Below are 20,614 nucleotides of genomic sequence, written 5' to 3'. Positions count from 1 at the left end.
TTTTTATGTATATTTGCTTCCTATGGAAAATGCACTTCACGAAAAAGTTTCTCAGGATATATTACTCAAAGCGTATAATCATATGATGCTGGCCAAGGCAATGGCTGACATTTACGAAGAAAACAGAAATGTATGCAAATACGTTCACAGTACTTCCAGAGGTCACGAAGCCATCCAGCTTGCGACAGCCTATCAGCTTAAAAAAGAAGACTGGGTTTCTCCCTATTACAGAGACGAAAGCATTCTTTTAGGAATCGGTTTTGAACCTTACCAACTAATGCTTCAGTTACTGGCTAAAGCTGATGATCCTTTTTCGGGAGGAAGATCTTATTACTCCCACCCTTCAAGCAGGGATGAAAACAAACCAAAAATCGTTCACCAGAGTTCCGCTACTGGAATGCAGACTATCCCAACGACAGGAGTTGCACAGGGAATCAAATACATTCAGGATTTCAATCTTCAGCAATTTGAAAACAATCCTGTTGTGGTTTGTAGTCTTGGAGACAATTCCGTTACAGAAGGTGAAGTGAGTGAAGCTTTACAGTTTGCAGCTCTGCATCAGCTTCCGATCATCTTCCTTGTTCAGGATAACGAATGGGGAATTTCCGTAACGAAAGACGAAGCAAGAACCTGTGATGCATACGATTTTGTAGCAGGATTCACTGGGCTAAGCAGAATGAGAGTAGACGGAACTGATTTTGTGGAAAGTTTTGAAGCCATGAAAAAAGCCGTAGATTTTGTAAGAACAGAAAGAAAACCTCTTGTTGTCTGTGCAAAAACGGTATTGATCGGTCACCACACTTCAGGAGTAAGAAGAGAATTCTACAGAGATGAAGAAGATTTAACAAAACATAGGGCCAAAGATCCGGGAGAGATCCTTAGAAAACATCTACTGGAAACAGGTGTTGATGAAGATCTTTTAAAGCAAATCACTAAAAAGGCGCGTCTTGAAGCAGAAGAAGCTTTTGAAAAAGCTAAAAATGCAGAGGATCCAAAACCTGAAACCGTAATGCAGCACGTTTTTGCCCCAACTCCCATTACTGAGGAGACAGGAACACGTGAACCTGCCAACGGAGAAAAAATTGTAATGGTGGATGCTGCCATCCATGCCATCCAGGAACTGATGTGGAAACACCCTGAAGCACTTCTTTACGGACAGGATGTAGGTGAAAGAATCGGTGGAGTTTTCCGTGAAACGGTTACTTTAGGAAAAAAATTCGGAAGCAAAAGAGTATTCAATACGGCCATTCAGGAAGCTTATATCATAGGATCTACTGCCGGAATGAGTGCTGTTGGACTGAAGCCAATTGTTGAGGTTCAGTTTGCAGATTATATTTATCCGGGGATCAACCAGTTGATTACGGAAATTTCAAAATCAAGTTATTTAAGCGGCGGAAAATTCCCGGTAAGCAATATCATCCGTGTTCCTATCGGAGCCTATGGCGGCGGCGGTCCTTACCATAGTGGAAGTGTGGAAAGTATCTTAGCCAATATCAAAGGAATCAAAATAGCATACCCAAGTAATGCTGCAGATTTTAAAGGTTTGCTTAAAGCAGCTTATTATGATCCGAACCCGGTAGTGATGCTGGAGCATAAAGGATTGTACTGGAGTAAAGTTCCGGGAACTGAAGATGCCAAAACGATAGAGCCTGCTGAAGACTATGTTCTTCCATTTGGAAAAGGTAAAGTAATTATTGAAGCAGATAAGGATGAAACCGAAAAAGGCAGAACTTTATTGGTAGTTACTTATGGAATGGGAGTTTACTGGGCCAAAGAAGCGGCTAAGAGTTTCAACGGAAGAGTTGAAGTGATCGACTTAAGAACATTGATCCCTCTTGATGAAGAACTTGTTTTCGAAAGAGTGAAAGCACATGGAAAATGCATCGTTCTGACAGAAGAACAGCTTAATAACTCTTTTGCAGAAGCTTTTGCACACCGTATTTCCAAAAATTGCTTCAGGTATCTTGACGCACCAGTAGAAACAATGGGATCACTGGATGTACCTGCTGTTCCTATCAACCTTGTTCTGGAAAAAGAAATGCTTCCAAATGCTGAAAAGCTCAGCAGTAAGATCGAAGAAATGCTGAAATATTAAATAATTGAAACCTCTGAAAAATCAGAGGTTTTTTTTATTAATTTTAATCAACAGAACAGATGTCTCATTTTGGTATCTATTTTGTTTATATGCACCAAAAATTCGATACTTCTTTATGATCACTACTAAATACGTCAATTATAAGCAGGTTCTCAATTTATCAGGTTTTCATCTTATACTGATTTCAATCTGGTGTACGCTGATCGCTGTCCTATTCTATTTTTTCAATTGGCAGTGGATGACTATTCCATGGGTTCCTGTAGCTTTGATTGGTACAGCAGAAGCATTCCTTGTAGGTTTTAAAAACAATCAGGCTTATGACAGACTTTGGGAAGCCAGAAAAATCTGGGGCGGAATTGTGAATTCCAGCCGTTCATTTGCCTCTATGGTGTATGCCTTCGATACTAAAAACGAAGAAATTGGTGTTTTTGATCTTGAAGACCGTAAAAGAAGAATCGTTTACCGTCATATAGCATGGTTATATACTTTCCGGGAACAGCTTTTGATTCCTACAGAATGGGAGCATATCAGTACAGAAAATAATAAATTCGGGAATATCAACCTGAGAAGAAACAGGTTAATAAAAGCCGGTTTTCCTGACTACGGAAGAGCTCCTATTTTCCTGCACAAATATCTGTCAGAAGAAGAGTATGATCTTAAAAATGATTATAAAAATTTTGCTACCTATCTGATTGCCCAGCAGGCAAAAGACATCAACGAGCTGAAAAATATGAATGCCATTACGGATTTCAATCAGACTCAGCTTCAAAACAGCCTGAATGAATTCTACAATTTCCAGGGACAGGCGGAGAGAATTAAAAAATTCCCTTCTCCAAGACAGTTTGCCAGTACAGCTTTTGTTTTTAATATACTGTTCATCATGCTTCTTCCACTGGGATTAGTGAACGAGTTTGCCAAATTGGGAGATTGGGGAATATGGACTTCTATTCCTTTCTGTATCATTATCGGCTGGATTTATATCATTATGGAACTGGTAGGAGATTATTCTGAAAATCCTTTTGCGGGATTAATGTTTGACGTCCCTATGCTGTCTATCTGCAGAACGATTGAAATAGACCTTCTCCAGATGAGCGGAGAAACAGATCTTCCGGATCCTATTGCTTCCAAAAACGGAGTATTAGTATAATTTCTGAGGATCATTTATTAAAACAAAACTGCAATAAAAATATCAGGTAAAATATATTTTAAAAGTTCATTGTTTTTCATAATTTAGGGCATTGAAAGCATCAGCTATATAGATTCATCCGGATCAGTATAGTTGTTACTTTTTCGATCAGCTAATAATTTATCCCTTCTTTGTAAACAATGAGATCCAGGCAACTTCTGCAGGCTATCACAATGTTGTGCCTTACCCTATTCTGCCCTAAAGTGAAGTCGCAGGCGGCTTTCAATAAAGAGTTACCTAAAGAATTTACAGATCAGTTCAACCAGGAGATCAACGACAGTATTCCTTCTCTGGGATCATTCATTGTTTCTCAAAATGATAAACTTATTTATGAGCATTATTCCCACGGAGCCAGCAAGGAAACCATCTTCAGTATAAAGTCCGTCACCAAGAGTATCGTCTCTGTTCTGGCAGGTATTGCTCAAGATAAAAACATACTTCCCAATCTCAATACACCGGTTTTAAAAATTCTTCCGGAATACAATGTCTCAAGAAGCAGTTTCAAAAAAATCTCCAATATTGAAGGAAAGGTAGCTCATGATTCGATCAGAAATACATTAACGTTAAGAAATCTGCTGACCATGCAAGGTGGTTTCGATTGGATTGAAAATTCAAAAATCTCAACAGCCATGTCATTTTCCGGTGATCCTGTAAAATTTGTACTGGATCTTCCTTTTGAAGAGTATCCGGGAACCGTATTTAATTATAACAGCGGTGAAACCCACCTTTTCGGTGCTGCACTGGCAAAAATTGTGAAAACCAATCTGAAACAATTTGCAGCAGAAAACCTTTTTAAACCATTAAAGATCAATGTTCCCCGATGGGATACAGATTCCATGAACAGAAATATTGCAGGTTCGGAAATGTTTATGAAACCTGAAGATATGCTGAAATTTGGTTTGATGATCCTGAATAACGGAAAATTGGGAGGCAGACAGATTGTTTCCTCAAAATGGATTCAGGAATCGACAGCTGAGCATGTTAAACTGGATTCCTGGGATGTAATGCCGGGTGCCAATGGATACGGCTATTACTGGTGGCGAAGAAAAACCAACGGACATCAGGCTTTTGTGGCTACCGGATATGGCGGACAGCTTATCTGCATCATTCCAGATTTAAAAATGGTTATCGTAACGACATGCTTTCTGAATGACAAAAACAGAGGCAGAAGCGAGATTAAAAGACTTCACTATTTTATCGACAAAATGACCAAAGAAGATATTTATAAACATTGATCTTCCATACAGTTTAGATCAAAAAACCTGCGATAAGCTTACAATACAATCGCCGTCGTATTTTTAACTTCGGAAATCATAAACGAGCTGTGCGTACTTGCGATGTGCTGAAGTGTTGTAAGTTTCGTCAGCATAAAACTGCGGTAGTCTTCAATGTCTTTCACTCCTATTTTAAGGATATAATCATAATCTCCGCTTACATGGAAACATTCCGTAACTTCCTGAAGGTCCATTACCTCTTTTTCAAACTGAAGGACAAATTCTTTTTTATGCTGGCTTAGTTTCACATGACACAAAACGATAAAATTTTTCTTAACTTTACTCTTGTCCAGCAAGGCTACATATTTTGAAATAACTCCAGCATTTTCAAGCTTTTTTACACGCTCATAAATTGCTGTAACGGACAATCCAAGCTTAGCGGACAGTTCTTTGGTGGTTTGTTTACAGTCTTCCTGTAAAAAAGACAAAAGTTTCTTATCAGTTTCGTCAAGTTCCATAGATAATTTTTTGGTAAAAGTTTAATACCATCGAAGATACTAAATATTTTTTCTAAATAAACAATATTTTACAGTTTTATTTTCTATAAATTCAAATTTATGTTGTAATAATTAACAAATTAATGCAAATTGAGACCATAAAATAAAAACAATATTTATGGAAAACTTTAACGCAGCCAATGAGATCCAAGATCTTCAGTATTTTGGTGAATTCGGGGGAGTGAATCCTTCTATCTCTGACAGCTCTACCTATACCTTCCTTTCTGCAAAGACAATGTTTGATACTTTCGAAGGCAATGCGGAAGGATGCTATCTGTACTCCAGACATTCATCACCGATGAATCTTTATCTGGCACAGGCTCTTGCCAAGATGGAGAACACAGAATCTGCCAACGTTACAGCATCCGGAATGGGAGCAATAACTTCTGTTTTGATGCAGGTGTGCAAAAGTGGAGACCATATTATTTCAAGCCGGACTATCTACGGAGGAACCTATGCTTTTCTAAAAAATTTCTTCCCTCAGTTCAATGTAGCGACCACTTTTGTAGATATCAATAATTTTGAATCTATAGAAAAAGCTATTACTCCCGATACTAAAGTCATTTATTGTGAAAGTGTCAGCAATCCGCTGCTTGAAGTAGCAGATCTTAGAAAGCTTTCCGAAATCTGTAAGAAATACAACCTGAAACTGATTGTAGATAATACCTTCTCCCCTCTTTCAATTTCTCCGACATTATTCGGGGCTGACGTCGTGATTCACAGCCTCACAAAGTTCATCAACGGAAGCAGTGATACGGTAGGAGGAGTATATTGTGCCACTCAGGCATTTATTGATGATACCAAAAATGTCAATTCCGGAGCTTGTATGCTTCTTGGCCCAACCATGGACAGCTTACGATCTTCAAGTATCTTAAAAAATCTGAGAACATTACACATCAGAATCAAACAGCACAGCCACAATGCCATGTATCTGGCTGAAAGATTTGAAAAAGATGGCTTAAAAGTATCTTATCCGGGCTTACCATCCCACAAAAACCATGAATTAATGAAAAGTATGATTCATGAAGAATACGGATACGGAGGATTACTGACTCTGGATGCCGGAACAACAGAAAAAGCAAACGAACTGATGGAACTGATGCAGACAGAAAACCTTGGTTATCTTGCTGTGAGTTTAGGGTTCTATAAGACCTTATTCTCATGCTCAGGAAAATCTACCTCATCTGAAATCCCTGAAGAAGAAAGAGCATCTATAGGAATTTCAGACGGACTGATCAGATTCTCCATCGGTCTTGACCACGATATCAAAAGAACTTACCAAAAAATGAAGGAATGCATGCTGAAAGTTGGAGTTCTTAACCACCATGAAAACATTTCCATTTCCTAAATTTATTGTAAAAAGGCTGTTTCATTTGTGAGAAACAGCCTTTTTTATTTATCAATCTACCTGTTTTGATATTGATTAACAAATGTTATGTGTAGGCTTTTATAGGTTTAGGTTAAAGCCATTGGAAGATTTTATTTATTTTGATGAATGGGCTAAAGCCCATTCCTATTGAATTTCCTTTACAGATAATTATCCCTGCTATTTCTTATAATAATGATGCGGAAAAGCATCCTCGGGTTTCATTCTGAAAACATTCAGCAAAATCCAGGACTTTAAAAATCCGTATCCGTAAGAAAACATCTGAATATACGTGGAAATAACCGCCATTCCGGCAATACTGATATTTTTTGTCAGCAATAAAGCGTGAAACAACACCAGAAAGGTATACAATCCATAAAAGGCAAGGATGATTCCTCTTCCCATAATAAAATACTCCAGAAAGCCCATCACATATCCCAGCATAAATAAAGTAGGAAAAGCAAAGGAAATCTTTACATAATTCGGGTGTCTCTGGTTAAGAATCGGTCTTGCACAGCCAAACTGATAGACCTGTTTGGAGAATTTTCCAAAATCAACTCTACGTTTATGATATACAGCAATATCATCAAAAAAAGCAGTAGTAAAGCCGTTTTCCCATAGGGTCATGGAAAGATCCGGATCTTCACCAATTCTCATTTCTGAAAATCCGCCTACTTTTTTAAAGACTTCTTTTTTCACCCCCATATTGAAACTTCTGGGCTGAAATTTTGAAACCGCTTTCTTACTTCCCCTTATTCCTCCGGTTGTAAATACAGACGTCATGGAATAAGAAATAGCTTTCTGCATCAGATTAAATCCTTTATGCGCTTTATCAGCCCCGCCAAACGCATCACAAGGAATGGTCAGGATATCGTTTTTAATATGCTCAATATAATCTTTTTCAACAATGACATCACTGTCTACAAATACCAGCCATTCGTTAGCGGCTCTTGCCGCACCGTAATTTCTTGTCAGTCCCGGTCCTGAGTTATCTTTTCTGAAATATTTAATATCCAATCCCTGTTCAAAGTTTTTGATAGTAGGTTTCAGATCGATCAGAGAACCGTCATCCACGATAATGATCTCAAACTCCTTATCTGTCTGTTGAGTAAGAGAAGTCAGCAACTCAAAAAGTTCGTCTTTCCGGTTGTAAATGGCAACGACAATAGAAATAGTAGGCTTCAAATTGAAAATTTTTCAAAATTACTTATTCGCAGAACAACCTACAAACAGTTTAACAGCTTATTCAGATAAATTAACGATGTTACATTGTATTCTTCTCTCTGTACATATTTTATCAATGAAATTCTGAACCAAGTAATTTGGCATTCTAAACAAAATAAACATCCGGAATCCCTCCTAATTTTGCTATAGAAATTTAAACCAACAAAAAAATGGAACCAATTATCAGCACATTACAGCAACCCATTCAGTCAGGCTTTAACGCTTATTCAACAGCACAGGAAGTTATTCAGGGAATTGATCTTACTGGAAAAACAGTGATCATTACCGGTGGCTACGCAGGAATCGGACTTGAAACTACAAAAGTACTTACTTCGGCCGGAGCCTATGTCATTATTCCTGCAAGAGATATTGAAAAGGCAGGAAAAAACCTTACAGGAATTGAAAATATCAAACTTGAAAAAATGGATCTGATGGATCCGGCATCCATTGATGCCTTTGCAGAAAGATTCGTCTCATCACGCAGAAAACTGGATCTTCTTATTAATAATGCCGGGATTATGTGGGTACCACTCCGCAGAGACAGCAGGGGTTTTGAATCTCAGCTGGCGACCAATTATCTTGGACAGTTCCATCTCACCTCAAAATTATGGCCGGCTCTGAAAAAAGCAAATGGAGCAAGGGTTATCAGTGTTTCTTCGTATGGACATCAGATGGCTCCTTTTAATTTTGAAGACCCCAACTTTGAGGAAAGAAATTACGATACCCTTTCCGGATACGGACAATCCAAAACAGCTTGTAATCTGTTTGCCGTAGAACTAGATGAAAAAGGAAAAGAATTCGATATCAGAGCTTATTCTCTCCATCCCGGTTCTGTATATGGTACTGATCTGGGCAGAGAAGAACCTGTTGAGCTTTTTAAACAGCTTGGAACGCATGACGAAAACGGAAATATAAAACCTGAAGTTGAAGCACGATTAAAAACAATTCCACAAGGGGCTGCTACTACAGTCTGGTGTGCTGTGACGCCTCAACTTAACGGAATTGGCGGAGTGTATTGTGAAAACTGTGATATTGCAGAGGTAGACAGAGGGCAAATTGAGCACAGATTTGATGAACCGGCTACTATTCGTGGAGTACAACCTTATTCCATCGACAAAAACAATGCTGCCCGTTTATGGAAATTAAGTGAAGAGATGCTGGGATTTGAGTTCGATACCCAATAACTGTTTTTTAAATACATTTGTAATGAAAAACTTTTGACAATGGATTTCCAGATACAATACCTCACACCGGATATCAAGCTTTCCAGTTATGATGACAAGCTCTTCAAAACGGAAACAGTTTTTGAATACCATATGCTGGTTTGGTTCATATCAGGAGAAACGAAAATTATTCAAGCAGATAAAACCTATGTTTTCAAAGCTGGAGATATTTTCCTGATTCCAAGAAACCATCTTGCCACGATTATCAATTATCCTAAAGACGGGCTTCCGCATAAAGCGGTAGTCATGCATCTTACCACAGAACGCCTGAAGAATTTTTACAGTTCTGTTGATGAACAGAGGAAGACCGGAAATCACAAAGCCAGTATTCATCGCTTCAGCAGTCATCCGCTTCTGAGCAGCTGTCTTGCATCGCTCATACCTTATTTTGAAATGGAAGATCCGCTTCCTGAGAATATTGCCCATTTAAAAATCACTGAAGCCATCAGTATTGTAAGGGAAATTGATCCGGATATAGATTATATACTCGCCGATTTTGATGAGCCGGGAAAAGTAGATCTGATCAGTTTTATGGAAAAAAATTATATGTTCAATATGCCATTGGAAAGGTTCGGATATCTGACAGGAAGGAGTTTATCTACTTTCAACCGGGATTTCAGAAAGATTTTCCAGACAACACCACAGCGGTGGCTTACTCAAAAACGTCTTGAACTGGCCTATTATCATTTGTCAGAAAAAAATAAAAAGCCTTCCGATGTTTTTCTGGAAGTAGGTTTTGAAGACCTCTCGCATTTTTCGCATGCCTTTAAAAAACAGTATGGGTTTGCGCCATCAATGGCACGATAAATAAAATAGGTTGTACTAATCTGTACAACCTTTTATTATTTCAATTAAACTTATAATGTATGACAAGTTAATTTTTCTTTGGAATATCTGTATCTTTTAACTGCTTCTTTTGAGATATCACATGATGATTTAAAGCTTTTCTTTCAGGTTTTGAAGGTGATGATTTTGATCCGGAACCAAGCAGACCAAATAAATCAAGAACCACATCAAATATATCTAAAAAATTCCAGGACATTTCAATCTCCGAGTTTATGAATTATGATCTTCTAATTTATGTATTTTTTTCGTTTCTTCATATATTTTTTCCGACTTTCCATTGTTCTACAGCCTCTATCCTTTTACTTTAAAACCTGTTTTTGTTTTGTTATATGAACCATCCTGACTTAAAGTAGACATATAATATTGCAGAAATAATGAAAATTATTACTGAACAGCTGAAGAATAGTAATTTGAACAATGTTTTAAAGTAATAAAGCTTCAAAACGTGCAACACAAAAAATACTAAAAATGAAATCCCGGCTCCTATTAAAGAAGCCACCACTAGGGTTGGTGTATAGTTTTGTACAGGTAAAGGATCTTTAAAAACAATAAAAAAAGAAAATGCTGCCAATAACAAAGCAACTGCACTTGCTTTCTCTGTGAAGTATTTTGATCTCTTAAATTCTTTCTTTTGAAGTTTATCATCATAATTCAGGCTCTTTCTTTCAGAACTTAAACGTGATGATCCCGAACCGCTCTGAAACAGTCCGGACACACTAAATAGAGTATCTAATAGATCAAAAAAATGTCCCAGCACTTTTTCTTGCTATTTATTTTCTTCCAGTTTATGTACCTTTTTCGTTCCTTCATACATTTCATACTGTAAAAATCTTGTTTCCAGTTTTCCGTTGAAAAGTTTGATCTTTCTTGAAGGACGTAAACCGATTTTCTTCACCGCTTCAAGGTCTGAAGAGATCAGCCATGCTAAGGTATTCGGATAATGGGTTTTAAAGGTATCTCCTATTTTCTTGTAGAAATCATCGTCATTAATGGAAATTCTCTCATCGTATGGCGGATTGAATACCATTAATAAAGGGAACAGATCTTTTTTAGAATCAAAGAAGTTTTGTTTTTTAATCTCAATAACATCTTCCATTTCCGCTGCTTCCACGTTCATTCTTGCCGCATTCAGCATTCTTGCATCGATGTCATATCCAACAATTTTTCCATCAAACTGTCTGATTCTGTTAATTCTGAATTCTTTAATTTTTGCAAACAGGTCTGCATCATAGTTATTCCAGTTCTGGAATCCGAACCTTTTTCTGAAAATCTGAGCCGGAAGATCCATTGCAATCATTGCTGCTTCAATCAATAATGTTCCTGAACCGCACATCGGATCAAGGAAATTACCTTTTCCGTCCCAGCCTGCCAGCTGAAGCATTCCGCTTGCCAATACTTCATTGATAGGCGCTTCTCCCTGCTCTCTTCTATATCCTCTTTTAAACAAAGGATCTCCTGAAGAATCCATAGAAATCATTACCAATTCTCTGTCTATGTGAAGATGGAATTTGATATCCGGATTTCTCGTTTCCACATTCGGGCGTCTTTTGAATTTTTCCTGGAAATAATCCACGATGGCATCCTTCATTTTCAAAGTCACAAACTGAGAATGTTTGAACGTTTCAGAATTGACCGTAGCATCAATAAAGAAAGACTGATCAACATCCATGAAATTATCCCATTCAAATTTGAATAACCTGTCATAGAACTGATGCTGATTAAAAGCCTTGAACTCATGAATGGGCACCAATATTTTCAATGCCGTTCTTGCAGAATAATTGATTTTGTAAAGAAAACCCAGATCTCCTTCACAATTTACCGCTCTGTTTTTAATTTCAACATTTCTTCCGCCCAATTTTTTGATTTCTTCCGCCAGAATCTGCTCCAATCCGAAGAATGTCTTTATCTGTATTTTAATATTTTCTGTATCCATAAGTATGTATTAAAAGATTTAAAGCTTTAAAAACTAAAAGATTAACCACCCAATTTCTTATCCAATTGAATTTTTCAATCTCTTAATGTTGTAAAATACTTTGCTTTTAACCGCACAAATTTAGTTATTTTTGCATTATGGAATGGTTTGAATCTTGGTTTGATACCCCTTATTATCATTTGCTTTATAGCAACAGAGACTATACTGAAGCTGAAAACTTCATTACAAAGCTCACAGCGGATCTTCAGCTTCCGCCTCAGTCGAAAATCATAGATCTTGCCTGCGGAAAGGGAAGACACTCTGTTTTCCTTAACAAATTAGGGTATGATGTTTTGGGACTGGACCTTTCAAGACAAAGTATTGAATCTGACAAACAATATGAAAATCAGACACTGCTTTTTGAAGTTCATGATATGAGAAACCCTATTGATGCAGATCCTATGGATGCTGTATTCAATCTGTTTACCAGTTTTGGGTATTTTGACAATGAAAATGACGATAAGAAAGTATTTCAATCCGTTTACAATGCTTTAAAACCAGGAGGATATTTTGTATTGGACTACCTGAATGAGGAATTTGTAAGAAGTACTTTGGTTCCTGAAACAACGATCACGAGAGGAAATATTGAGTTCAGAATCCTAAAGAAAATCGAAGGAAGACATGTCATCAAAGACATCCGTTTTGAGGCTGACGGTAAGCCGTTTCATTTCTTTGAAAAAGTAAAGCTCCATACTTTGGAAGCCATTCATGCCTATGCTTCTGAATGTGGGTTTGAAAGAATAAAAATCTGGGGAGATTATCAGCTGAATGAATTTAAGAAAGAAAATTCCCCGCGTTGCATCAATTTATTTAAGAAAAAATAATGACAACAGTACTTTTACTGATTTTAAGTGTCGTAACAGGAGTATTCCTTGGAAAACACTTTGGTAAAAAAGAGAAGCTGGCCAAAAATCTATTGATACTGAGTGCCGGTTTTTTGATTACAATCTGTCTCAACGAAGTCTTTCCTCAGGTGTATACCTCTGCAGGAAGCAGCAGCCTTGGGATATTTGTAATTGCAGGAGTTCTTCTCCAGATGATCCTGGAAGCTCTTACCAAAGGTTTTGAACACGGGCACTTCCATCATCATAGCGAACACAATATTCTTCCTGTTGCTTTAATGGTAGGATTATTCATTCATGCTTTTATTGAAGGAATTCCTTTGGCTAACGAGCAGCACGAAATGTCGCCTTACCTTTGGGGAATTGTATTTCACAATCTTCCTATTTCATTTATTCTGGGTGCATTTTTATTTAACAGAAAAGGAGAATCAAAAAGTTCCTCATCTTATCCTTCTATTCTCATTGTAGCTTTATTTGCATTGGCTTCTCCAATGGGAATGTTATTAGGAAATTATTTCAATCCTGACCTTCAGCCTTATTTCCTGGCTATCGTAGGAGGAATTTTCCTTCATATCTCATCGGTGATCATTTTTGAAAGCAATAAAAATCACAATATCGATTGGGTAAAAATCGGGCTGGTTGTTTTAGGAGTTTCACTCGCATTGATGATGCATGTTTTCCATCAACACCCCCCTGCTCATTCTCATTAAACATAAAAAGCTCCGGAATCCGGAGCTTTTTCATTTTAGGTTGTATTAATAATATATATTTTCCACGATATGCCCCGTGGATTTTTACTTATAGCATTTTAGACAAATAAGTTAAAATTTGTTTTTTTAAAAATATTTTACATTAAAAAATAAATAAAAATTAAATATTTACATTTAAAAACACAATAAAACATATTATTTAACATTTTTTAACAAAATATTAACAACAATACATTGTTTTTCGTACATTAGCCACATTACCATCATCTAAAAAATTGTATGAAAAAACAAAAAAACTTAACAACATCAGTCTGTTTTTTCTTAATGACGGGTTTTATGGCAGCCCAGACCACAAAGAAAACAGATTCTTTAGAAGAAAAAAAAATTGATGACATTGTAATTATTGGCTACAAAGCACAGAAAAAATCCAGTCTTACAGCCGCTGTCTCTGTTATTTCCGACAAAAAACTTCAGGATTCCAATACTCCAAGCGTATCCGGTCTTCTGCAGGGAAAAGCTGCCGGTGTTCAGATTTTGCCAGGTGGAGGTTCTGCTGGCTCAGTAGCCACTGTAAAAATCAGGGGTACTTCCACTATCAATGGTCCCAGTTCTGCCCTTTGGGTGGTGGATGGTGTAGTAATGCCCTATACTCCCAATCTGGATCCCAACCAGATTGAAAGTATCAACATCCTGAAAGATGCTGCTTCTACAGCCTTGTATGGTTCCAGAGCTGCCAATGGTATTGTACAGGTATTTACCAAATCAGGAAATTCAGGAAAAGGAACATTAAGTGCATCTCTTAATAATTCTTTTAATGTGTTTAACAACGGGCGTTTCAAACTGATGAACGGAACACAGCTGTATGATTATTTCACTTCATTAAAAGGAGCCCCTGAAATCCCTGAAGCACTTAGAAATGATGGCTACAACTGGCTGAAGGGTGGTACACAAACAGGAATTGTACAAAATTACACTATTGATTTCAAGGGAGGATCATCAAGCTCCAAAACCTATATTTCAGGAAATTATTATAATGAAACCGGGACAATAAAAGGAGATGAATACAACAGATTCTCATTCAGAATCAATCATGAGCAGACCATAAAACCGTGGCTGATACTGAAACCCAAAATCAGCTTATCATATACTACCGGAAAAGATACTCAGGCTTCGCTTTATCAGATGTACCTTAATATGCCATGGGACAACCCCAGAGATGCCAATGGAAATCTGATCCGGGTGGATGAGGATTACACAGATTGGTATGGAAGGGATAAAAGCAATTATCTGTATGACCTTCAATGGAACTATGGTAAAAGCAATCAGTTGGATCTTATCGGAAATATAGATGCTGAAATCCGACTTACCGATTATCTCAAATTCATCAGTACCAACAATATTACCTATAAAAACTACGATGATATGTACTATACTGATCCCAGATCGATCAGCGGAACAAGTAATAAAGGTGAACTGACAGAAAACTATCAAAAAGATATCAGCAAATTTTTCAACCAGATGCTGAGGTTTGATAAAGATTTCGGAAATCATAATATCAATGCATTAGCTGCGTATGAATATACCGACAGATTCTACAAAGCCTCAAAAGCAGGTGTTTATGGGATAGTACCTGATACAGATATTTTCAACACAGGTGCCACAACAGGTGAAAAACCATCGGGAACCAAATCAGACAGAGCTTATAATGCTTTTCTGTTTAACGTTGAATATGTGTTTAATAAAAAATATAGTATTCAAGGATCGCTAAGGAGCGAATCATCTTCTGCATTCGGCGCCAACAAAAGAAACGGCTTATTCTATGCATACAGTGCAGGATGGAATATTCATAAAGAAAACTTTTTCAAGATAAAACCTGTTAATGAATGGAAATTACGGGCGAGCAGGGGTCTTGTGGGAAATACACCCAGTCCTAATTATGGATGGCAGGACTTATATGCGTTGACACAAAAATATAACGGACAAATAGGAGCAACATGGTATCAGCTAGGGAATCCGGAATTAACATGGGAGTCCATCTATCAGAATAATATCGGTTCAGATATCAGGGCATTTAACAACAGGCTGACTTTAAATATTGATTATTTTAACAATAAAACGAAAAACTTGCTGATGCTTGTTTCTCTGCCATCACTAACAGGGGTTGACAGACAGTACCTGAATATTGGTGATGTCAAAAACAAAGGCTGGGAATTCAATGTAAATTATTCTATTATCCGCTCAAAAGATATCAGCTGGGATCTGGGATTCAATATCAGTACTTATAAAAACAGTGTACTTTCGACCCGAAATAACGGCACACAGGTATTAGGTAATTACCATGTAGCCATACCGGGATATGACGTTAACTCTTTCTATATGAGAAAGTGGCTGGGAGTAAATCCGGACAATGGCGAAGGACAATGGGAAGTAATCAACCCGGACGGAAGCAGAAGTGCAACTTCAAAGTATAACCTGGCTACCGTACAGGTAGTAGGAACAGCCACGCCGGATTATTACGGTTCTGTAAGCACTAATCTCAATATCAAAAATTTCTATCTTGCTGCAAATCTTTATTTCTCACAGGGTGGGCAAGTCTATAATAGGTACAGGGAATTATATGATTCAGACGGCGCCTATCCTTATTACAACCAGATGGTTTTAGAAAACGGATGGACAAGATGGGAAAAGCCGGGAGATATCGCAACCCATCCGGCTGCTGTATACAACAATAATTCATTAACCAATAAGCCCTCGTCACGTTATCTTGAGGATGTCAGCTTTGTCAAATTAAGATCCTTGAGAATAGGATATAATTTACCAACATCTCTAACAGAAAAGATGAAAATAAAATCAGCGAATATTTATATTATGGGTGAAAATTTATTTACTATCACCAAATTTTCCGGGGTAGACCCAGAAGTTGGTAATGCAGACAACCAAAGTGTCTATTCTGGCAATGCCGGAGCTATCTACCCTATTCCAAGAAGATTTTCATTAGGCTTAAACTTTTCTTTTTAAAAAAATAATTATGAAAAAAATACTTATTCCCATTCTCATACTGTCATTAACGGCATGTAATATAGACCGTTCACCGTATGATTCAAAGGAGTCTGATGTGGTCCTGGCAGATGCAACAGGACTAAAAACCATAACGCTAGGAAATTACGCATTGCTTAAAGGGGATGCCGAAGGTGGGGGGTTTTACAACAACCTGTACAGAATCAGTGAATATGGCGGCGATAATGTTGATATCAGCGGAACGACCAGCGATTCATTCTTTTATTATTATAATTATAAAAGCATTAAAAACAACTACCGAACCAATATCATCTGGAACTCAGGATATAAAGCTATCATCGGTTGCAACAGATTGATCTCAAAGATTGCTGAAGGAAAAGACACAGAAACAGATCAGCTGATCGGCGAAAATTATTTCCTGAGAGCTTATGTATACTTTTCTATGGTCAACGTTTTTGGAAGACCGTATAATCAGGGAACAGGTAATCCCGGAGTCCCCTTAAAACTATCTGACGATGTCAACGATTTGCCCGCCAGAGCCACTGTAGGAGAAGTATACAATCAGGTGGTAAGCGATCTTATGAAAGCAGAAAAACTGATGACCCTGGATAAAAACAATATATATGCATCCAAAGAAGCAGCGCAGGCTTTACTTTCCAGAGTCTACTTGTACATGGAAAATAATGATAAAGCGATAGAATATGCAGATAAAGTCATCAATTCCGGAAAATATACGCTTCTGTCCAAAGCAGAATTGCCTGCCTATGCTACCAAGACTCCTGAAAACAATACAGAAACCATTTTTGCATTTAAATATAATAAAGATGGAGACTATAGTGATGGCTCATCTACCATAGGCTCCATGTATGCTACCATACAGAATGTAGGCTGGGGTGAAATGTATGCATCTTCCACTTACCTGGATCTCATCAATCAGAATCCCCAGGATGTAAGGCTGAAGTTTATTTCTCCAAAATATAAGAATCCAGCAATTCCTGCAGCCTATTGGGTACAAAAAGGAACCAGCTCTTCCGGTGCCGCCACCTACAGTTATCAGTTCCAAAATACCTTCCAGCAGAATGGAAATACTTATTTTACCATGAATAATATCAATTATCAGGTACTATCTGAAGCAGCCCCCAATAAAACAAACTATTATTTTGTTAACGCAAACGGCGGGAAAACTTACGTCTACCTTGATAATGATATGGATAAAAGAAACGGATATCCTAAATTTTATGTTTTAAAATGTTCATTACAGGAAGGGGTTCCTCAGTTATGGTCGCCGGTTATTGTACGACTGGCAGAACTATACCTGAACAGAGCTGAAGCCTATGCAAAAAAAGGAAATACTGCCTCAGCACTCGCAGACATAAGCATTATCAGAACAAGAGCAGGAATACCTGTATATAATTCAGTCCCTGCAGGGCAGACTATTCTGGACATTGTTCTACAGGAGAGAAGGTTGGAAATGGCTTTTGAAGGACATAGAAGATACGATGTCTTCAGAAACAAACTGGATCTCGACAGACAATATCCCGGAACTCATTTAAGTGGAAGCAATGCTTTTTATACAGTACCTTATACCCATAACAGAGTGGTAGAATATATTCCGGAACAGCAGATCCAGATCCAGCCAAATCTGGTGCAGAATCCGGATTAAGAATAATACGGAAATTAAAACCTTTCAAAAATCGGATATTCAAAACCAACAAAAAAAGAGGCTGTCCTAAATATGGGCAGCCTCTCTTTATATATTCTGATATTCTAACTTAGAATTTCCATCCTACTGTAAGGAAGAAATTATTCCTGTTGTTTTTCACCTCACTTGCCGCATACGCATCACTTTCAAAGATGTTATTAGCAGAATAATAAGATGAATCAGAATTTCCATCCATATATCCTCTCATGAAAGGATTAGTATACTTAGATGAGATATTCTGATAAGATGCATCTACATAGAATGATTTGAAGTCATACCCGATACCAAAAGAAAGGGTATTTCTGTCACTTAGCATCATATTGCTGTACGATTGATCTCCTACAGTACCTGCATCATTAAATCTGCTGATCGTAAGGGCATCAAAAGGAGTTGACTGGTAGGCGTAACCTCCTCTCAATCTGAACTGCTGTACTCTGTACTCCGCTCCCACTCTTACTTCAGAAAGATTCTTGTAATTTTCTTTGAAGAAGTCATTCAAAGCTCTTTCCGCACCTCCATATACCTTATAATCAGGTTTTGTAAGTCCAAGGGTATAATCTACGTTCAATGAGAAATTTTTACTCGCTACAAAAGCAGCACTCACTGTTGCTTTAAGCGGTGAAGTGAACTTTCTGTTTTCAGCTCCCATATCATCTCCATACACAGGATCGTTATAGAAATAATAATTTCTGTCTATTGTCCAGAATGTAGGCGTTTCAAGAGATGCTCCCAATCTGAAATTTGGACTTAGCTTACCGATTACCCCTAATGAAGCAGAAAAACCTGATGATCTTTCTGAATAAGGAGTATCCTGCTTACTGAATCCTTCTGTGGAATTATTGGTCAGATTTCGGTAAAACAAACTATCATACTGATCCAATGAAGCATTGAAAAAATTGAAACCTGCTCCTAAATATAAATTATGATTATAGTTGGCACCTACCCCAAAACTCATCTTTGACAGGTTACCGTATCTTTCATACATATGTCCTGCCAATGCCGCGTCTTTGGTAATATCATCCTTATCAAAAGCATAAACGATATTATTATTACCCGGCGTCTGGATTACATTATCCAGCGTCTGGTTAGAAAAATTAATACCAATATTGATGAATTTCCAGCCGGTTTCTGTCATCAAAGGAAAAGCAATAATCCCTCCGGCATTCCCCAGATCTCCTTTGGTTTTGCTATAGTCTATTGAAGATCCCGCCAGCGAACTCGTGTTTTTATTTCCTAAAATAGATAAAGTTCCTGAAACCTCTCCTGAAATAGCCACTCCTAAACCTGCAGGGTTGGTAAGCAAAGAATTTGCATCACCTCCCAGTGCACCATTAGCACCAGCCATCGCATTAAACTTAGCTGATCCCACCATAGGAGTACTTGAATAAACCTCTACCGTATTTCTTATGACAGAAACATCCTGAGCCTGTGCATAAAATGCAGCAGAAATACTCATTAATACTAAAGATTTTTTTAACATTATTTTTAAATAGTTTATTAATTTGAAAATTATCTGAAGCCACCTCTGCCTCCGCCGCCGGATCTCATTCCGCCGCCTCCTGAAGAACCGCCTCTGAAGCCTCCTCCTCCTGAGTTGAAGCCACCACTGGATCTGAAACCTCCTGAGTCGTTAGATCTGAAACCTCCGTTATTGTTGTTGTATCTTGGCTGTGACTGCTGATAATTGTAATTGGGTCTTGTTTGTGGTGCAGAATTACGGAATCCACCGTTAGACTGTGTATTTCTGAAACCTCCTGAGTTACCATTTCTGAATCCGCCATTACTGTTACTGTTTCTGAAACCTCCGTTGGAATTAGTGTCTCTGAAACCACCATTGTTATTGGTATTTCTGAAACCACCATTCGTATTTCTGAAACCTGAATTGTTGGTATTCGTTCTGTAAACTGCGTTGGCTACCCCTGTATTCTGGAATCCGCCTCCGCTGACACCACTTCTTCTGTAAACAGGTCTGTTGTAGTAGCCACCACCCCAGTAACCTCCACCGTATCCCCAATATGGGTTACCGTAGTATCCGCCCCAGAATGGATCATAGTATCCGCCATAGCCGTATCCCCAGTATGGACTTCCCCATCCGAAAGAGCCTCCCCAGCCCCAGCCGAATGATCCGCCCCAACCCCAGGACATACTTGCACCCCAGCCCCAGCCGCGGTTCCAGCCCCAGCCCCAATATGGGCTGTAACCACCATACCATCCCCACGGAGATCCCCATCCCCATGAGTTGTCATAGTAGTTCGTTTGTGAACCTGCATAAAGTCCCCAATCTGAATCTGTAGCATTAGAATTCCAATTGGTGTTGGTACTGCTCCAGTCATTATATCTGTTTTGCTGCTCTCTGGAATTCGTCTGTGCATTCTGAATTACATTGGAATCCTGATAGTAGTCATAATATTCTCCTACTCTGTTTCCGCTATCATTGATGATAACTCCTTCAGGTAGCGTATCCTTATTGGGGTCGTAATACACCCCGTCTGTCTCGCTATACCCTCCCATCTGAGCACCACAAGACACAAGTAATAATCCGCCCGATACAGCCAATATCCCTTTGGATCTTAGCAGACCAAGCAAATTTTTATGTATATTTCTTTTCATGATAACGTAAAAATTTTTAATTTAAATTATATTTGCAATCTGTACCAAA

General features: G+C 38.0%; 16 protein-coding genes. 10 read left to right on the top strand and 6 right to left on the bottom strand.

What is annotated here, in order from left to right; genetic code table 11:
* Nucleotides 1-22 precede the first annotated feature (22 nt).
* The 3 genes from ACLI50_RS09435 to ACLI50_RS09425 all read left to right on the top strand — a co-directional run bounded on the left by ACLI50_RS09435 (nucleotide 23) and on the right by ACLI50_RS09425 (nucleotide 4,516).
* Nucleotides 23-2,095: an alpha-ketoacid dehydrogenase subunit alpha/beta gene (locus ACLI50_RS09435; RefSeq protein ID WP_411413633.1), complete on the top strand. Its 2,073-nt coding sequence runs from the start codon at nucleotides 23-25 to the stop codon at nucleotides 2,093-2,095.
* 115 nt (nucleotides 2,096-2,210) lie between these two features.
* Nucleotides 2,211-3,242 (top strand): bestrophin family protein, encoded by a 1,032-nt coding sequence (locus ACLI50_RS09430; RefSeq protein ID WP_110009282.1) that lies wholly within the window; start codon nucleotides 2,211-2,213, stop codon nucleotides 3,240-3,242.
* A 179-nt stretch (nucleotides 3,243-3,421) separates the two neighbouring features.
* Nucleotides 3,422-4,516 (top strand): serine hydrolase domain-containing protein, encoded by a 1,095-nt coding sequence (locus ACLI50_RS09425; RefSeq protein WP_343643180.1) that lies wholly within the window; start codon nucleotides 3,422-3,424, stop codon nucleotides 4,514-4,516.
* A 38-nt stretch (nucleotides 4,517-4,554) separates the two neighbouring features.
* On the opposite strand, the gene ACLI50_RS09420 is transcribed toward ACLI50_RS09425, so the two are convergent.
* Nucleotides 4,555-5,013, bottom strand: coding sequence for an Lrp/AsnC family transcriptional regulator (locus ACLI50_RS09420; protein WP_110009280.1), 459 nt, complete (start codon nucleotides 5,011-5,013; stop codon nucleotides 4,555-4,557).
* A gap of 157 nt (nucleotides 5,014-5,170) precedes the next feature.
* Between ACLI50_RS09420 and ACLI50_RS09415 the strand changes: the two genes are divergently transcribed.
* Entirely contained in the window at nucleotides 5,171-6,400 is a 1,230-nt protein-coding gene (locus ACLI50_RS09415) for an aminotransferase class I/II-fold pyridoxal phosphate-dependent enzyme (RefSeq protein WP_343643179.1), read from the top strand.
* A 198-nt stretch (nucleotides 6,401-6,598) separates the two neighbouring features.
* Here ACLI50_RS09415 and ACLI50_RS09410 read toward each other — a convergent pair whose 3' ends face one another.
* Nucleotides 6,599-7,603: a glycosyltransferase family 2 protein gene (locus ACLI50_RS09410; RefSeq protein WP_202838534.1), complete on the bottom strand. Its 1,005-nt coding sequence runs from the start codon at nucleotides 7,601-7,603 to the stop codon at nucleotides 6,599-6,601.
* A gap of 209 nt (nucleotides 7,604-7,812) precedes the next feature.
* Here ACLI50_RS09410 and ACLI50_RS09405 point away from each other — a divergent pair, with 209 nt between their 5' ends.
* Both ACLI50_RS09405 and ACLI50_RS09400 read left to right on the top strand, forming a co-directional pair.
* Nucleotides 7,813-8,826 (top strand): SDR family NAD(P)-dependent oxidoreductase, encoded by a 1,014-nt coding sequence (locus ACLI50_RS09405; RefSeq protein WP_202838535.1) that lies wholly within the window; start codon nucleotides 7,813-7,815, stop codon nucleotides 8,824-8,826.
* A 39-nt stretch (nucleotides 8,827-8,865) separates the two neighbouring features.
* A complete protein-coding gene (locus tag ACLI50_RS09400) occupies nucleotides 8,866-9,672 on the top strand; it encodes an AraC family transcriptional regulator (RefSeq protein ID WP_411413632.1) in 807 nt (268 codons plus the stop codon).
* 67 nt (nucleotides 9,673-9,739) lie between these two features.
* Here the strand turns inward: ACLI50_RS09400 and ACLI50_RS09395 are convergent, their stop codons facing one another.
* The gene (locus ACLI50_RS09395) at nucleotides 9,740-9,907 is read right to left on the bottom strand and encodes a hypothetical protein (RefSeq protein WP_202838537.1); all 168 of its coding nucleotides are present in this window, start codon (nucleotides 9,905-9,907) and stop codon (nucleotides 9,740-9,742) included.
* 570 nt (nucleotides 9,908-10,477) lie between these two features.
* Entirely contained in the window at nucleotides 10,478-11,644 is a 1,167-nt protein-coding gene (locus ACLI50_RS09390) for a THUMP domain-containing class I SAM-dependent RNA methyltransferase (protein WP_202838538.1), read from the bottom strand.
* Nucleotides 11,645-11,781: 137 nt separating this feature from the next.
* On the opposite strand from ACLI50_RS09390, the gene ACLI50_RS09385 reads away from it, so the two are divergent.
* The 4 genes from ACLI50_RS09385 (at nucleotide 11,782) to ACLI50_RS09370 (ending at nucleotide 17,916) form a co-directional block, all read left to right on the top strand.
* Nucleotides 11,782-12,507, top strand: coding sequence for a class I SAM-dependent DNA methyltransferase (locus tag ACLI50_RS09385; RefSeq protein WP_202838539.1), 726 nt, complete (start codon nucleotides 11,782-11,784; stop codon nucleotides 12,505-12,507).
* A complete protein-coding gene (locus tag ACLI50_RS09380) occupies nucleotides 12,507-13,235 on the top strand; it encodes a ZIP family metal transporter (RefSeq protein ID WP_202838540.1) in 729 nt (242 codons plus the stop codon). The genes ACLI50_RS09385 and ACLI50_RS09380 overlap by 1 nt, the downstream gene beginning before the upstream one ends.
* Nucleotides 13,236-13,514: 279 nt before the next feature.
* On the top strand, nucleotides 13,515-16,253 hold the full coding sequence (locus ACLI50_RS09375; protein WP_343643942.1) for a SusC/RagA family TonB-linked outer membrane protein: 2,739 nt from the start codon (nucleotides 13,515-13,517) through the stop codon (nucleotides 16,251-16,253).
* 10 nt (nucleotides 16,254-16,263) lie between these two features.
* Nucleotides 16,264-17,916: a RagB/SusD family nutrient uptake outer membrane protein gene (locus tag ACLI50_RS09370; RefSeq protein WP_343643943.1), complete on the top strand. Its 1,653-nt coding sequence runs from the start codon at nucleotides 16,264-16,266 to the stop codon at nucleotides 17,914-17,916.
* Between the two features lie 109 nt (nucleotides 17,917-18,025).
* Here ACLI50_RS09370 and ACLI50_RS09365 read toward each other — a convergent pair whose 3' ends face one another.
* Both ACLI50_RS09365 and ACLI50_RS09360 read right to left on the bottom strand, forming a co-directional pair.
* A complete protein-coding gene (locus ACLI50_RS09365) occupies nucleotides 18,026-19,411 on the bottom strand; it encodes an OmpP1/FadL family transporter (protein ID WP_227943975.1) in 1,386 nt (461 codons plus the stop codon).
* Nucleotides 19,412-19,464: 53 nt separating this feature from the next.
* Nucleotides 19,465-20,565: a prolyl-tRNA synthetase gene (locus ACLI50_RS09360; protein WP_343643944.1), complete on the bottom strand. Its 1,101-nt coding sequence runs from the start codon at nucleotides 20,563-20,565 to the stop codon at nucleotides 19,465-19,467.
* Nucleotides 20,566-20,614 lie beyond the last annotated feature (49 nt).

It is taken from the genome of Chryseobacterium cupriresistens, assembly GCF_046614675.1.
Lineage (GTDB): Bacteria > Bacteroidota > Bacteroidia > Flavobacteriales > Weeksellaceae > Chryseobacterium > Chryseobacterium cupriresistens.
Note: the sequence above shows the minus strand (reverse complement) of the source record. Positions and strands in the feature narration are given on the sequence as shown.